Source organism: Erythrobacter sp. SN021 (assembly GCF_021864455.1).
On record NZ_JAKKUW010000004.1, the window covers coordinates 152,897 to 168,844 of the forward strand.

A 15,948-nucleotide genomic window follows, 5' to 3' on the forward strand; every position below is an offset into this window, starting at 1 on the left:
CGCGTATAAAGGGCATGGAGAGCCTTTTCACGAAAGACCGAATACGATGAGCGATTACGATCAGATCGACCAGGGCCTGAAAGGCCTTTCCCGGCTCACCGCTTCATCGCAAGCGAGTATCTCTTTCGATGCGGTGTGGGAGAGAGCCGGACAGTTACAGGCAAAGCACGAGGCCAGACAGCGCAGTGGCATGTTCGCGGCGCTCTTCGTGGTCGGGCTGGGCGCGGGCATGGGCGTGCCCCAGACAGCGGCGTTCGCCTCCGATGCTCCGTCCATCACTCTTTCGGGTGGTGATCTGACGCCTTCTGCCCTGCTTCATGTAACGCGATGAGCATAAAGCCCTGGCATCTCGCCATTGCAGTATTGCTGGCGGCTCTGGCCGGTTGCATCGGGGCGCTGGCGGCAGATCGGTGGATCCGTGCGAATGACGAGCCGACGCTGCACGAGTTCGTCCACGACGAACTCGAGTTGACCGCGGAGCAGAGCAAGCAGCTCGAAACCCTCGAAGCGGCCTATGCCGTGGAATACAAAGAACTGGAACTTGCACTGCGCGCCGCCAATGCAAGATTGGCGCGCGCCATGGACGAAGAACACGAGTTCGGTCCCGAAGTTGCCGCCGCTATCGACGAGGTGCATGCGCGCATGGGGGCCTTGCAAAAGGCGACCATCAACCACGTATTCGATATGCGCAAACTTCTGAACCCGGCCCAGCAGCAGCTGTTCGATAGGCATGTCGGAACCGCTTTAACGCGCGACCCGCGCGCTTGAGAAGCCGGGTTGAAGCAGGAACCAGGCAGCGAAAAGGTTCTGGTCGAGCGCGTGCGGGAGGGCGATCGGCAGGCGTTTGCCGCGCTCATCCGTCCGCAATCCCAGCGGCTGATCGCCATGGCCAATCGGATGCTCGGCGCTTCGGCCCAGGCCGAAGAATGCGTTCAGGATGCCCTTGCGTCTGTTTGGGTGGCGCGCGCACGCCTTGATCCCCAGCGTCCGTTTACGCCGTTCGTGACCACGGTTGTGCTGAACAAGTGCCGCGATCGGTTAAGGCGCCGTAAGGTCAAGGGTGTTTTCGGTTTTCCGGAGCAGATCGACGATTTATCCATCGCCGACGATACTCCCGATCCCGAAGCCCAGGCGATCGACCGGCAGAAGCTGGCACATTTGCGCGAAGCGCTCGACAAGCTGCCCATGAAACTGCGTGAGGCGCTTGTCCTCGTGGCCGTGGACGAACGCAGCCAACGGGAGGCGGCGGATATTCTCGGCGTTAGCGAAAAGACCGTGGAAACCCGGGTCTATCGTGCCCGCAAGACTCTGCGAAAAAAGTTCGACCAAAACTGAGGGGTGGAACCGGCGACAACGTAAGAGCGGTCAAACAGTCAGGGAAACCGCCTTCATGTCCGCGCTCAGCCGTCGATCGTTTTTGTCGTCCAGTACAGGTGCCGTCGCCGCCACCGGCCTGCTTACCGCCATGCCCGCCTGGGCGCGTGGGGCGGTATCGGGCACCGTTGCGCGCAAGGGCAGCGACGTCTTGTCGGGCGAGCATCTGACCATGTCGGTGGCCGACACCCTGTTCACCACCGGATCGCGCCGAGGCCCGGGCGTTGCGGTCAACGGCACCATTCCAGGCCCGCTTGTCCGCCTGAAGGAGGGGCAGAACCTCGTTGTCGACCTCGTCAACAACAGCACGCACGGAACGTCGATCCATTGGCATGGCCTCCTTGTCCCTTTCCTGATGGATGGAGTGCCCGGCGTCAGCATGGCGGCTGTCGAACCCGGTGAGACCTATCGGTACGAATTCCCCATCCGCCAATCGGGCACCTATTGGTGGCACGCACATACGCTGCAGGAACCGCTCGGTCACTACGGGCCATTGATCATCGATCCGATCGAGCCCGAACCGCATCAGTACGACCGCGACTATGTCGTCATGCTCTCCGACTGGAGCGAGATGAGCCCGCACGAGATCATGAAAAAGCTGAAAGTCGCGGACGGCTACTTCAATTACAACCAGACGACCTGGACCGACGATTATGATATGTCCGGCGAAGATCGGCGCATGTGGGCGCGTATGCGGATGATGCCGACCGATATCTCGGATGTCAGCGGTGCGACCTATACATTCCTCGTCAACGGGCATGGCCCCGAGGACGGGTTGGAATATCTCTTCCGGCCCGGCGAGAGGGTGCGGCTGCGCTTCATCAATGGTTCCGCCATGACCTATTTCAATGTCCGCATACCGGGCACGGCGATGACGGTGATCCAGGCCGATGGGCAGAATGTCCAGCCGGTCGAAACCGATGAATTCCAGATCGGCGTTGCCGAAACCTATGACGTGATCGTCGAGCCGACGGCGCTCGCCCATGCGATCGTTGCCGAATCGACCGACCGGTCGGGCATGGGGGTGGCGATGCTGACCAGCCGTCCGGGTGCGAAGGCCCCAGTCCCGGCGCTGCGCAAGCCGCCGCTGCTGACCATGGCCGATATGGGTATGGGCGGCATGGATCATTCCGCTCATGGCGGCGGGGATTCTATGGGCGGTGACATGTCGGGCGAGGCCGCGATGGCAGGGGGAGCCATGACAATGCGTGATACGTCGCGCCTGCCCGAGACCGTCAAGGTCGGCCCCGGTCTCGACATGGTCTCGGCAAATCCCGTCGACAGGATGGATTACCCCGGCCTTGGCCTGGAGGATGTCGGTCATCGTGTGCTCGACTATAGCCAGCTCGTCTCTCACAAACCGCATGCCGAAGTGCGCCAGCCGACCCGGCTGAAGACGCTACATCTGACCGGGAACATGCACCGCTATATGTGGTCCTTCGATGGGGAGAAGTTCAGTGCCGTGACCGAACCGATCCGCTTTGCCTATAACGAGCGTGTTCGGGTGAAGCTGGTGAACGACACCATGATGGCGCACCCCATCCACCTGCACGGTCATTTCTTCGAACTGGTCAATGGCGCAGCTCCGGACCGCCAGCCGAAAAAACACACGCTGACGGTCCAGCCGGGCAGCAGTGCGCAGTTCGATCTCACTGCCGACGAACGCGGCGACTGGGCGTTCCACTGCCATCTGTTCTACCACATGCACAACGGCATGTTCCAGGTGGTGACAGTACGCCCGCTGGCCGGTGGAGGCGCAAAATGATCCGCGCTTTCTTCCTTCTCGGCACTGCGCTGGCGGTTGGTACTTCGGCCATGGCGCAAGAGCAGCCGCACGCAGCACATACGATGCCCGCCCCGCAGTCCCCGCAAGAGCAGTCGGCGCATGACATGTCATCCATGGATGCCGAGGAGACGGCTTCGCAAGACCGCGCCAAAGACTCGGCGGCGCAGTCCGGCGAGATGTCGGCGATGGATCATGCCGCCATGGGGCACGGCACTATGGCGATGGATTCGGCTATTCCCGAAACCGCCCCACCTCCCGAAGCATTCGAGAATCCCGGTTTCGCCGCCGATGCCTTTGTCGGCGCGGATGTGATGTCCGCCTCGCGCGCCGAAGTGATCGGCGAAATTCGCGGGCCGAAGGTGTTCTGGGTTCAGGGTGACCGGCTTGAATATCGGGCGCGCCAGGGCGAAGACGGCTATCTGTTCGATCTCCAGGGCTATTACGGCGGCGATCTGAACAAATTGTGGTTCAAGGCGGAAGGCGAGGGCGCCTTTGGCGAGGATATCGAAAGCGCCGAGGTGCAGGCGCTTTACAGCCGCGCAATCGCGCCATTCTTCGATGTCCAGCTGGGTGTGAAGCAGGACCTCACCGGTCCGGAGCGGACACATCTTGCCGTCGGCATACAGGGCTTGGTTCCCTATGAATTCGAGGTGGATGCGGCGGCCTTCCTGTCGACCAAGGGCGATCTGACGGCCCGTATCGAGGGCGAACTCGACCAGCGGATCACCCAAAGGTTGATCCTGCAGCCGCGCGCTGAACTCTCGCTTGCCGCTCAGGACATCCCCGAGATTGGAGTGGGCGCGGGCCTCGACAGTGTGGAGCTGGGAGTGCGCCTCCGCTACGAATTCGCGCGCGAATTCGCGCCCTATATCGGCGTCGACCAAGAATGGAAGCTGGGCGGCAGTGCCGATTTCGCCCGCCTTGCGGGCGAGGATCCCAGCGTCACCAACTATGTTGTCGGCATCCGTTTCTGGTTCTGAGGAGAAGAACACCATGCGAATTCTCACTATGCTCATGATGGCGCAGGCCACAGCTGCCACGCCCGCGCTGGCTCAGGACCATTCCGGTCATGCCGCGCATACGCCGCAGCAGGCGGAAGTGGCTGCCGTCGGCCAAGCCACCCCCGAAGAGGCCCTCATATCCTTCCGCTCGGCGCTTGAAAGATTGGATGGCGCGGCAATGACGCGGCTATTTGCCGACGAAGCAGTCATCGTCGAGAACGGCAAGGCCGAAGGAACCTTCGCCGAGTATTTCGAACACCATCTCGGCCCTGAACTGAAAGCTATAAAGAGCTTCCGCTTCATCGAACCCACGATCGATATCGTCCGCCAGGGTGAACATATGGCGATGGGTATGGAAACCTATCGCTACCGTATCGAACTGGCAGACGGCCGTGCGATCGAACGCCGCGGCAGCGCGACCTCTGTCCTGATGCACGATGCGGCGGGATGGAAGATCCTGCGCTATCACAGCAGTTCGCGCCCCGTTTCCTGATCGGGCCGTATGCCAGGCGCATCAGTGCCGCCTGCCAAGCTGTTTTTATCCTGCTAGCGTCTTGTCGGCGCCAGCCTCCTCGGACATTCTACGGTGCGGCGACCGGCGGTTGATAGCCGCAATACATCGTCGATCGTTGGACCTTTCTGAAGACCGTGATGGGAACCGGTTTCGATACGACAGGTTTTTGATCCATGAGAACCAAGCTCGTCGCGGCCAGCGCCGCATTCGCCCTTTTTGCGACCCTTCTGGCAGCCTGCGGTTCGGCTGAAAGCGAATCTCCTGATCGCGAGATCGCGATGACCCCCGAAGCCACCGCCATGCAGGAAGACAACACCGACCTTGCCCCCAATCCGGTGGAAACCAATCCCGAGGGCGATGCCGAAGCGCCCGATATCGCCGCCGAAAACTGCATTGAGGAACTGGCACGGATCGCGAACCAGCCGACATCGATTATCTCGGTGGAGCGTGTGGAGGTCGACCAAACCGGTCCAACCCACTTCCTGACGGTTGAAGGGGCCGCCGCACCATGGGCGTGCAAGACGCTCCCGAATGCGAGTGTCGCGGAATTGTATTATACGCAGGAAGGCTAGGGGCCGCCGCCTGCGCACGATGTTTTTCGCCGAGTGCATGCGTGGATTGTCGCGTATCGGTAGCGACGCGTATCCTCGGTGATGTTTTCGTCATCGAGCGCGGACGCTCCGGTCCTTCGCCGTCCGTAGCCGTACGGGGCGCATGAAATCGCGCCCTGCCTGTCGGCACAGGTCGCAACCGAGCCAATGCACCGCCACACATTTCGTCGTCGAAAAACGTAGGTTTGTCGATCCGCCGGAAGACGAAGGACAAAAACGGTTGCGTCATTCCGGAGTCCGTTTATTGGCGAGGATATGTTGTATCGTAAACAAACCTCCCGCCGCCTTTTCGCCTCCACACTCGCACTCGCGACCGTGCTTGCCGCCGCTCCGATAGCTGCGCAGGAAAGCGAGGATCCCACACTTTCGGAAGCGGATGAACCGCCTTCCGAAGACTTGCACGATCGCCGGATCGACTATCAGGGGCAGATCATCGTCAGCGCGCAGGGCCTGCGCCAGTTCGATTTGTTGGCAGGCACAAGCGTGGTCGAAGCGGCCGATCTCCAGCGCAATATGGACGGACAGCTCGGTGAAGTTCTTGCTAGTCTTCCCGGTGTTTCGGCCTCGGGCTTCGCGCCGGGGGCGTCGCGCCCGATCCTGCGGGGGTTTGCCGGAGAGCGCGTCAAGGTCCTGGTCGACGGGATCGGCGCGATCGACGCGTCGAACACTTCGGACGACCATGCCGTGTCGATCGACCCGCTGACCGCCGAAAGCATCGAGGTGCTGCGCGGCCCTGCGGTGCTGCTGTTCGGCAGCCAGGCAATCGGCGGCGCGGTCAATGTGATCGACAAGCGCATTCCGCGCCGCATTCCCGACGAACCGATCCATGTCGATCTGGTCGCGCGCGGCGATACCGCCAGCGACCTGCGCGAATTCGGCGGCTCGATCGATGTGCCTCTCGGGAATAGCGGTTTCGTGGCCCATATCGATGGGTCATGGCGCAAAACCAACGATCTCGAGATTGCAGGTTATCAGGTCGCCCCGCTCCTGCGTGCCGAGCTGCTCGAAGAGGCAGCCGAAGAAGAGGCGGAAGGCGAAGTCGAGGAAGCTGCCGAACTGCGCGAAGCGGCGGAGCAGCGCGGAATCCTGCCTAACAGCGCGACCGAGACCTGGACCGCGAATGCCGGCCTTGCTTTTTTTCGCGGCGACAGCAGCCTTGGCGTCTCTTTCGGCGTTTATGACACGGACTATGGCATCCCTGGTCGTCCCGGTGCGGGGCACCATCACGGCGAGGAAGAGGAGGGCCATGACGAGGACGATCACGGCGACGAGGAGCATGGCGAGGAAGAGGGCGAGGAACTCGTCAGCATTGGCCTGCGCCAATATCGCGCGGACTTGCGCGGTGACGTCTTCCTGGGCGAGGGTTTCTTTGAACGGTTGAGGCTGCGCGCGGGCTATTCAGACTACACCCATACCGAATTCGAGGGTGACGAGGTCGGCACGGTCTTCGATGTCGAGGGGATCGAAGGGCGGCTCGAACTGGTCCAGAACCAGCAGGGGCGCTGGCGCGGTTCGATGGGTGCGCAATATTATTTCCGCGATTTCAAAGCGGTCGGCGCAGAAGCCTTCGTGGCGCCAAACCGGACCGAGCAGATCGCGTTCTTCGCGCTGCAGGAATATGGCAACGGGCCTGTCCAGGTAGAAGGTTCCGTCCGCTTCGAATCGACCGACGTCGATTCGACCCAGCTCGGCATCGAACGCAGCTTCGATACCTTCTCCGGTGCGCTGGGGCTGGCCTATGATGGGTCGCAGGCCTTCCGCGCGGGCGTGAACGTGTCACGCGTGGCCCGGGCTCCGTCGGGCGAAGAGCTGTTCTCCAACGGTCCGCATATCGCCACCCAGGCATTCGAGATCGGCGATCCGAACCTCGACACCGAACGGGCATGGGGCGCGGAAATCTTCGCGCGCGGCCGTGTGGGGCGCGCGGAATTCAGCCTTGCGGCATACAAGAACTGGTTCGACGACTTCATCTACCTGAGCGCCACCGGCACGGAAGAAGATGAACTGCCGGTCTTCGCCTATCGCCAGCAGGACGCCACCTACACCGGCGTCGAAGGCGAGATCGATTACGAGTTCTACGATGACGGCAATGTCGCACTCGGTGCCGAACTGCGCGGCGAATATGTCCGCGCCAAGCTCTCCGACGGTAATTCGGTTCCGCGCATTCCGCCTTTGAGCCTGTCCGGCGCGCTGACCGCGTCGGCGGGGGATTTCGACCTGCGCGGCGAGGTCGAATGGTTCGACGATCAGCGCAAGGTCGCGCCGTTCGAAACCGCAACCGAAGGCTTCACCCACGTGAACGCGGCGATCACCTGGCGGCCGCTGCGCGACAACCCGAACGTCAGCTTCATCGTGAAGGCCGACAATATCCTCGACGTGACGGGCCGCCGCCACACCAGCTTTACGAAGGATTTCGTGCCGCTGGCGGGCCGCAACATCAGCGCGAGCGTGCGCGCCAGCTTCTAGTCGCTGCTGGCCGCACTGGCGCCCTCGGCCTTGCCTTCGGCATGCGCGGCGCGGATTTCGGCGTCGAGCCGCTTCGCGCGCTCGTCGACCACGTCGATCCGCCCGCGCACCTGGCCATAGGCAAAGACCATCAGCAGGCCGCCGATGATGGCGAGGTTCTTCAGCGCCATCGCGGCCTGGACCTGGTCGGTGACCTGTTCGTGGAAGAACAGCGTGGCGAGCGCTGTGAAGACGATCAATGAAAGGCTGGCGATCCGCGTCACGAAGCCGCTGGCCAGCACCAGCCCGGCCACGATCTCGAATGCGCCCACAGCGAGCGCAAGGCTGCCTGGAAAGGGCGATTCCGCTTCCATATAGGCGGCGGTCCCGGCGGTATCCATGACCTTGCCGAACCCGGCGAAGACGAACAGTGCGCCGAGCAGGATGCGCCCGATTGTCGCGGTAATGGCTGCCATTGCTTCTCTCCCCGTATAATGTTCTCTCAAACCCGCTGCGGCTTGGTGGTTCCTATTCCTCTACCGCGAAGGTCAGCTCCGCATGGTTCCGCAACCGCTCGACCAGCGCTTCGCCGAGGAACGAACCGGGCGTGCCGACTCCGCCTTCGGCGTCGCTGTCGAGCAGCGCCATGCCGGTTTCTGCCAGCATCCGGCTGGTCGAACCGTAACCCGGATCGTACTTGCCCTTTACTCCGTAATGAAGCCGTTTGCCGTCGGGCCATTCGCCGACGAACAGGACATCATAGAAGCCGTTCTCGCGCTCTTCCTTGCTCGGTCCTTCGCCCGGCTTGGGCGGCTTGGCGCCGAAGGGGTTCTTGAGCATTTCCACCACGGCATTGGCTGCCGCCTTACCCGCCTCACCCGGGCTGGTGAGCATCATCTCGTCATAGCGGAAATCCTCGCCATAGGGATACCCGCGCAGGAAATTGGTGCGGTGGACGTTCTTGGTGTTGATCGTCGCCATGATGAAGGGCGCGGCCCATTTGTCGAGCTCCGCCTCGTGGCGCGGGATCATCCCGCTGGGCTGGTCGGGGCCCTCGAAGCCCGGCGTCAGGCCGAAGGGATCGTTCAGAACCTTGATAATGCCCGGGTTCTTCGCCGCTGCCTTCATCGTTGCGGTCAGGCTGGCCGCAGTGCCGCCCGAGAAGGTGCCCTGCATTGCGCGCACCCGGCCCTTGACGCGCGGCGCGGGCGAGCCGTGGCGTGCCACCGCTTCCTTCTGCAGCATCAGTACGCCGAGGTCGAAGGGGATCGAATCGAAGCCGGACGAGAAGGCGATCCGCGCACCCGATGTCTTCGCCGCATCGTGGTGCAGATCGATCTGCTCGCGCATCCAGGCGGGTTCGCCGCACAAATCGGCATAATCGGTCCCGGTCTTCACACAGGCGGCGACCAGCTTATCGCCATAGAGCTGATAGGGGCCTACCGTGGTTAGAACCACTCGGGTTCGTCCGCACATGGCTTCGAGGCTCGCAGGATCGTCGGCATCGGCAATCACCAGCGGGGTCGATTTGGGCGCGCCGATCTCGTCGCGCACGGCTTCCAGCTTGTCCATGCTGCGCCCGGCCATTGCCCACTTAGGCCCCTTGGCGGCGTTGCCGTATTCGCGCACGAAATGCTCGGCAACCAAGCGACCGGTATATCCGGTTGCGCCATAGACTATGATGTCGAATTCGCGGTCGGCCATATATCTCTCCTTCAACCGCCTGTCTGCGCGCGGGCAGACGGAGAGTCAAAGCCGTTACGGTGACCGGGGATGGGGCCACACTCCGGCCTGGCGGGATGTGATCGGTGTTGGCAGCGCTTTTGTGCCTGAGCCGAGCTACACGATACTCTAGAGCCTAGGCAATGTGACCCCGCGCTGGCCCATATATTTGCCCGCGCGGTCCTTGTAGCTGGTCTCGCAGCGCTCGTTGCCCTTGAGGAAGAGGAACTGGCACGCACCCTCGTTGGCGTAAATCTTGGCCGGGAGCGGCGTAGTATTCGAAAACTCCAGCGTCACATGGCCTTCCCAGCCCGGCTCCAGCGGGGTGACGTTCACAATGATCCCGCAGCGCGCATAGGTGCTCTTGCCGAGGCAGATGACCAGCACGTCTTCCGGCACGCGGAAATATTCTACTGTGCGGGCGAGCGCGAAACTGTTGGGCGGGATCACGCAGATGTCGGTTTCGCGGTCGACGAAGCTGTTGCTGGCGAAATCCTTGGGATCGACCACCGCGCTGTCGACATTGGTGAAGATCTTGAATTCCGGCGCCACGCGCGCGTCATAGCCATAGCTCGACAGCCCGTAGCTGATTACACCTTCGCGCCGCTGCGCCTCGACGAAGGGCTCGATCATGCCTTCGTTCTGCGCCTTGTCGCGGATCCACTTGTCGGAAAGAATCGCCATGGGAGAGGCATTCCCGATTGGGCTGGCGGGGGCAAGCGGGAGACGCGGAATATCCCCTCTTTGGCGCGATCGCGGCGGGTGGGGGAGCGCTTCACTGCGCTCCCCCACCCGCTCAGCCTGAGCGGAGGTAGGGGGAGGTCAGCTCGCCAGCAGCGTCGCGTTCCCGCCGGCCGCCGTTGTGTCGATGCAGACCACGCGCTCGGTCGCAAAGCGCGCGACATAGTGCGGGCCGCCGGCCTTGGGACCGGTGCCCGACAGGCCCTCGCCGCCGAAAGGCTGGCTTTCGACCACCGCACCGATCTGGTTGCGGTTGACGTAGAAGTTGCCGACCTTGGCGCGGGCCTCGACGAAGGCGCGCACGTCGTCATTGCGGCTGTGGAGACCCAAGGTAAGGCCGTATCCGGTCGCGTTGATGTCGGCGACGACCTGCTCGAGATCGCTCGCCTTCCAGCGCACCACATGGAGCACGGGCCCAAAGTTCTCACGCTTCAGGTCGAGAATCGAATCCATCTCGATGATCGTCGGCGCGACGAAGCATCCGGCACCGGCTCCGCGATGGAGCTTGCGGCGCCAAACCGGGCGCCCCCCCTTCTTGCGACGCGCGACATGGCGTTCGAGCGCGGCCTTGGCATCGGGATCGATCACTGGGCCGACATCGGTCGAAAGCTCCTCTGGATTGCCGATGGTCAGAGCCTCGAACCCGCCGTGGATCATCCGCAGCATCTCGTCATAGACGTCGTCCTGAATGTAGAGGACGCGCAGCGCCGAACAGCGCTGGCCCGCGCTCTGAAACGCGGATGCCACCACGTCGCGCGTCACCTGCTCGGGCAGTGCAGTGGAATCGACGATCATTGCATTCTGCCCGCCCGTCTCTGCGATCAGGGTAGCGATCGGCCCTTCGCGCGCGGCGAGGGTGCGGTTAATCGCCTGTGCGGTCTGGGTCGAACCGGTAAAGGCAACGCCCGCGATGCGCGGGTCCGAGGTGATCATTTCACCCACATCGCCGGCGCCCGGAAGGAGCTGGAACGCTTCTTCGGGAATGCCCGCCTCGTGGCACAGGCGCACTGCCAGCGCCGCGATCAGCGGGGTTTGTTCGGCGGGCTTGGCGACCACCGTATTGCCTGCGGCAAGCGCGGCGGCAGGCGTGCCGATGAAAATCGCGAGTGGAAAGTTCCACGGGCTGATGCAGGCGAACACGCCGCGTCCGTGAAGGCTCAGGCGGTTTTCCTCGCCCGTCGGGCCGGGCAACGGCATCGGGCGGGTGAACAGGCGGCGCGCCTCGTTAGCATAGAAGCGGAGGAAATCCACAGCTTCGCGCAGTTCGAGCACCGCATCCATCAGCGTCTTGCCCGCTTCGCGCTGGCACAGGCTGAGGAACTCGTCGGTGTGCTCTTCGAAAAGGTCGGCCGCCGCTTCGAGCAGCAGCGCGCGCTTCTCGCCGCCGAGCCGGTCCCAGCCGGGCTGGATCGCTTCGGCGCGAGTGATGGCCTCTTCGACCTCGAAATCGAGTGTGTCGCGTCGCGTACCGACCTCGGCTGTCAGATCGTGCGGTTTGGTTATCGGTGCGCGTTCGCTTTCCGCCCCCGACATGAACGTCGGCTCGGCTTCCCAGTGCCTGCTTTCGAGCACGGCAAGACGTTCTTGAAGCGGTTCGAGCACCAAGGGATCGGAGAGGTCGATGCCGGCTGAATTGCGGCGGTCGGGAAAGATTTGGGCGGGCAGCGGAATGGCCGGGTTGCGATAGGGTTCGAGCGTGGCGAGTTCGGCTACGGGATCGGTCGCCAGCTCGGTGGCGGGCACTTCGGCGTCGGCCATGCGGTTGACGAAGGAGCTGTTGGCACCGTTTTCGAGCAATCGGCGCACGAGATAGGCGAGCAGATCCTTGTGTGTACCGGTGGGCGCATAGATGCGTACATTGGTACGGGCATTGCCTTCCATCTGCGCCAGCGCGCCGTAAATGTCCTCGCCCATTCCGTGCAGCCGTTGGAATTCCAGCGGCTTGGAACCGGCCAGCGCCTTGATCGCACCGATCGTATAGGCGTTATGCGTGGCGAAGGCGGGGTAAATCGCATCGTCCGCGGCAAGCATCTTCTCCGCGCAGGCGAGATAGCTGACATCGGTTGCGAGCTTGCGCGTGAAGACCGGAAAATCGGTGAAGCCACCGACATGGCTGAGCTTGATTTCGGTGTCCCAGTAGGCACCTTTCACCAGCCGCACGAAAAATCTGCGATCATATTTGCGCGCGAGCCGGGCGGTCCAGTCGACCATTGGAACGCCGCGCTTCTGATAGGCCTGGATAGCCAAGCCGAAGCCTTCCCAGCGGCTGCCATCGGGGCGCGTGAACAAGGTATCGTCGCGTGCCAGCGCTTCGATCAAGTCCATCGACAGCTCGAGCCGATCCGCCTCTTCGGCATCGATCGTGAAGTGAATATTCGCATCGCGTGCCTTGGCTGCGAGATCGCGAACGATCGGCAACAGGTCGGCGATAGCGAGATCGGCGTGCAGGAACGAGTATTTCGGATGCAGTGCCGACAGTTTGACGGAGATGCCCGGCGAGGTGCGCATATCGCCTGTCGACTCACGCGCCAAGCGCTTGATCGCCAGTTCATAGCTCGTCCGGTAGCGCTCGGCATCGGCATAGGTCATCGCACCCTCGCCGAGCATGTCGAAGCTGTGCGTCAGACCACGGGCACGCTCGGGCTTGGCGCGTTTCAGCGATTCTTCGATCGTGCGACCATAGACGAATTGCCCGCCCAGAATGCGCATAGCCTGCAAGGTGGCCTTCCGGATGACCGGCTCGCCAAGTCGTGTGACTGCGTTCTTGAGTGTTCGGCGCATCCCTTTCTGGGCTTCTTCGGGGCGTTCGAGCACCTCCCCCGTCAGCATCAGCGAAAATGTTGCCGCATTGACGAAGGTGGATGAGCTTTCTCCCATATGCTCAGCCCAGTCGATATCGCCGATCTTGTCGCGGATCAGCGCATCGGCGGTTGCGGCATCGGGCACGCGCAGCAGAGCCTCGGCGAGGCACATCAGCGCGACGCCCTCCTCTGTCGCGAGGCCGTATTGCTGAAGGAAAGCATCGATTCCGCTGGCTTTGCGCTTGCGTGCTTCTTCGATCAGGCGGACCGCAATGCGGGCCGCGTCCTCGTGTTTCGCACTTGCGCCGGCCGCCTGCGCCAGGCGCTCGGCCACGCAGGTATTCTCCTCCGCGCGATAGGCTTCGCGAACGGTTTGGCGGGAAATTGCGGGCAGGCGAACAGGATCGTGCAGGGCCATACGACTCCGAATGACTAGAGGGTTATTTCGCGCCACTTGGACCCGCGGCGACTTGCTTTCAAGCTTTGTGAAAGCCCTTGGTTCCGTAACGTCGCGTTACGCCCTGGCGGTGAACCATTCGGCGACTGCCTGCCGCGCTTCGGTGGGCAGATGGAGGCCGAGTTTGCTGCGCCGCCACAGTGCGTCTTCGGCCGTGCGCGCAAATTCCTGGTCGACGAGATAGCGTAGCTCGGCTTCGAATAGCGTCCCGCCGAAATCTCGCCCCAAATCGTCGAGCGATGTCGCTGTGCCGAGCACCCTGTCCATCCGTGTGCCATAGGCACGCGCGAGACGCAGCAGCATCTCCGGCGGAACCCAGGAATAGCGTTCGCTCGCGCGCCAGAGGAAGGCGGCGAAATCGCCATCGGGCATGTCTCCGCCGGGCAGGGGCGCATGGGCGGTCCATGGCTTGCCCGGCAGGGCGAGCACCTTGCCCAGCCTGTCGAGCGCATGTTCGGCAAGCTTGCGGTAGGTGGTGATCTTGCCGCCATAGACCGACAGGATCGGTGCGCCGCCCTCTGCTTCCAGTTCGAAGACATAGTCGCGGGTCACGGTCGAATTGCTCGCGGCATTGTCTTCGTAGAGCGGGCGCACGCCAGCATAGGTCGAGGCGATCTCCTCCACGGTTATCGCGCTGGCGAAATAGCGCGACGCCGCATCGCACAGATAACGCGTTTCCTCATCCGAAATGCGCACCGCATCGAGGTTGCCTTCATGCAGCAGATCGGTGGTGCCGATCAGCGTGAAATCGCGCTCGTAAGGGATCGCGAAGACGATGCGGCCATCGGGCTGCTGGAAAATATAGGCGTGCTCGCCGGGAAATCGGCGCGAGACGATGATATGGCTGCCCTTGACCAATCGGAGGTGGGCGGGGGTGCCTTGGCCAAGCGCGACCTTCGCCACCCGGTCGACGAAGGGGCCGGCGGCATTGATGACCGCGCGCGCGGAGACCTTCCGTTCGCCCTCCTTGTCGCGCAGAGTGGCGCTCCAGCTTTCGGCGGAGCGCTCGAGATCAGTGCATTCGGTGCGCACCAGGACCTCTGCTCCGCGTTCCTCCGCGTCCTTGGCGCTCAGTACCACCAGGCGGGCGTCCTCGACCCAGCAATCCGAATATTCGAACCCCGCCGCAAGCCGGTCCTGCAGCACGCCGCGATGCGGCGCGATGCGCAGGTCCACGCGCTTGCTACGCGGCAAGCTCATCTTCCCGCCAATACGATCGTAGAGCGCAAGTCCGAGCCGTAGCATCCATTTCGGCCGCATCGTCGGTTCGTGCGGCATGACGAAGCGTAGCGGCCAGATGATGTGCGGCGCATTGCGGAGCAGCACCTCGCGCTCGCGCAGGCTTTCCGCGACCAAGCGGAATTCATAGTGTTCCAGATAGCGCAAACCGCCATGCACAAGCTTGGTACTGGCCGAGGAGGTGTGCGAAGCAAGGTCGTCCTTCTCGACCAGCAGCACCCTCATGCCGCGCCCGGCGGCATCGCGCGCTATCCCCGCGCCGTTGATGCCGCCGCCGATGACTAAAAGGTCGTAAATCGCGCTCATCCGGACTTGAGCAGCCGTCCTGCCACCGCGTCGAGCTTGGCCAGCAGGGCTTTATCGTGCCGGTCCGGCGCCGTGATCACCGCGTCGCTCAGCGCTTGGTCGATAGGGGAAGGCGTGCGCTTTTTCGGCAGGTTCTTGCAGAATGTCTCGATAATCTCGCGCGCCAGTTTCGCGTTGCGCTGCATCTGCTCGACCACCTGCGCCAAGTCGACCGCTTCGGTTTCTTCGCGCCAGCAGTCGTAATCGGTGACCATGGCGAGCAGGGCGTAGGGCAGCTCTGCCTCCCGCGCGAGCTTGGCTTCGGGCATGCCGGTCATGCCGATCAGCTCGGCGCCCCAATGGCGATACAGCCTGCTTTCGGCACGAGTCGAGAATTGCGGCCCCTCCATCGCGAGGTAGGTAGCGCCCTCGGCGCATTCGCCCCCCGCCATGGCCACCGATCTGGCCGCATGTTTCGACAGGCGCTGGCAAACCGGATCGGCCATGGACACATGCGCCACGAAGCCATCGCCGAAAAAGCTCGACGCACGGCCCTTGGTGTTGTCGATGAATTGATCGACGGCGACGAAGCGGCCGGGCGCCAGTTCTTCGGATAGGGATCCGACCGCGCTGATGGCGAGAATATCGGTACAGCCCGCGCGCTTGAGCGCGTCGATATTGGCGCGCGCATTGATTGTGGAGGGCGCGATCCGGTGGCCGCGGCCGTGGCGTGGAAGGAAGCGCACCCTGACATGACCGATCCTGCCGCACAATATTTCATCGGAAGGCTCGCCCCAGGGCGATTGTACCGGAATCCACTGGGCCTCCTCGAGTGCGTCGATGGCATAGAGCCCCGACCCCCCGATGATGCCGATGGTCCACTCGCTCATGAAATCCCCTTGCCGAAAGCGCTTGTCCAGAAAATCACGGGTGGCGGTTGGCGTGCACTCTGTCCAGAAATTTACCGCGCGA

Annotated in this window: 14 protein-coding genes; 8 read left to right on the top strand and 6 right to left on the bottom strand. The window is 62.9% G+C overall.

What is annotated here, in order from left to right:
• Positions 1–46: 46 nt before the first annotated feature.
• The 8 genes from L5849_RS11005 (at position 47) to L5849_RS11040 (ending at position 7,752) form a co-directional block, all read left to right on the top strand.
• Positions 47–331 (top strand): hypothetical protein, encoded by a 285-nt coding sequence (locus tag L5849_RS11005; RefSeq protein ID WP_115415756.1) that lies wholly within the window; start codon positions 47–49, stop codon positions 329–331.
• Complete coding sequence (locus tag L5849_RS11010; RefSeq protein WP_255704343.1) at positions 328–768, top strand: periplasmic heavy metal sensor; 441 nt, start codon at positions 328–330, stop codon at positions 766–768. The genes L5849_RS11005 and L5849_RS11010 overlap by 4 nt, the downstream gene beginning before the upstream one ends.
• Positions 769–777: 9 nt before the next feature.
• Positions 778–1,335: an RNA polymerase sigma factor gene (locus L5849_RS11015; protein WP_115415757.1), complete on the top strand. Its 558-nt coding sequence runs from the start codon at positions 778–780 to the stop codon at positions 1,333–1,335.
• A gap of 55 nt (positions 1,336–1,390) precedes the next feature.
• Complete coding sequence (locus tag L5849_RS11020) at positions 1,391–3,139, top strand: copper resistance system multicopper oxidase (protein ID WP_236925599.1); 1,749 nt, start codon at positions 1,391–1,393, stop codon at positions 3,137–3,139.
• Positions 3,136–4,140, top strand: a complete 1,005-nt coding sequence (locus L5849_RS11025; RefSeq protein WP_236925600.1) for a copper resistance protein B — start codon at positions 3,136–3,138, stop codon at positions 4,138–4,140. The genes L5849_RS11020 and L5849_RS11025 overlap by 4 nt, the downstream gene beginning before the upstream one ends.
• Positions 4,141–4,153: 13 nt before the next feature.
• Positions 4,154–4,654, top strand: coding sequence for a nuclear transport factor 2 family protein (locus L5849_RS11030; RefSeq protein ID WP_236925601.1), 501 nt, complete (start codon positions 4,154–4,156; stop codon positions 4,652–4,654).
• 194 nt (positions 4,655–4,848) lie between these two features.
• Positions 4,849–5,247, top strand: a complete 399-nt coding sequence (locus tag L5849_RS11035; RefSeq protein ID WP_236925602.1) for a hypothetical protein — start codon at positions 4,849–4,851, stop codon at positions 5,245–5,247.
• A gap of 294 nt (positions 5,248–5,541) precedes the next feature.
• The gene (locus L5849_RS11040; protein WP_236925603.1) at positions 5,542–7,752 is read left to right on the top strand and encodes a TonB-dependent receptor; all 2,211 of its coding nucleotides are present in this window, start codon (positions 5,542–5,544) and stop codon (positions 7,750–7,752) included.
• Here L5849_RS11040 and L5849_RS11045 read toward each other — a convergent pair.
• From L5849_RS11045 to mtnP, 6 genes are all read right to left on the bottom strand, one after another.
• Positions 7,749–8,207: a DoxX family protein gene (locus L5849_RS11045; protein WP_236925604.1), complete on the bottom strand. Its 459-nt coding sequence runs from the start codon at positions 8,205–8,207 to the stop codon at positions 7,749–7,751. The two genes, L5849_RS11040 and L5849_RS11045, sit on opposite strands and share 4 nt — an antisense overlap.
• A 52-nt stretch (positions 8,208–8,259) precedes the next feature.
• On the bottom strand, positions 8,260–9,435 hold the full coding sequence (locus tag L5849_RS11050; protein WP_236925605.1) for a trans-acting enoyl reductase family protein: 1,176 nt from the start codon (positions 9,433–9,435) through the stop codon (positions 8,260–8,262).
• Positions 9,436–9,582: 147 nt separating this feature from the next.
• Complete coding sequence (dcd, locus tag L5849_RS11055; RefSeq protein ID WP_103022209.1) at positions 9,583–10,137, bottom strand: dCTP deaminase; 555 nt, start codon at positions 10,135–10,137, stop codon at positions 9,583–9,585.
• Between the two features lie 138 nt (positions 10,138–10,275).
• Positions 10,276–13,413 (bottom strand): bifunctional proline dehydrogenase/L-glutamate gamma-semialdehyde dehydrogenase PutA, encoded by a 3,138-nt coding sequence (gene putA / locus L5849_RS11060; protein ID WP_236925606.1) that lies wholly within the window; start codon positions 13,411–13,413, stop codon positions 10,276–10,278.
• Positions 13,414–13,509: 96 nt separating this feature from the next.
• Positions 13,510–14,997 (bottom strand): glycerol-3-phosphate dehydrogenase, encoded by a 1,488-nt coding sequence (gene glpD, locus L5849_RS11065; protein ID WP_236925607.1) that lies wholly within the window; start codon positions 14,995–14,997, stop codon positions 13,510–13,512.
• Entirely contained in the window at positions 14,994–15,866 is an 873-nt protein-coding gene (mtnP, locus tag L5849_RS11070) for an S-methyl-5'-thioadenosine phosphorylase (protein ID WP_236925608.1), read from the bottom strand. The genes glpD and mtnP overlap by 4 nt, the downstream gene beginning before the upstream one ends.
• Positions 15,867–15,948: the final 82 nt, after the last annotated feature.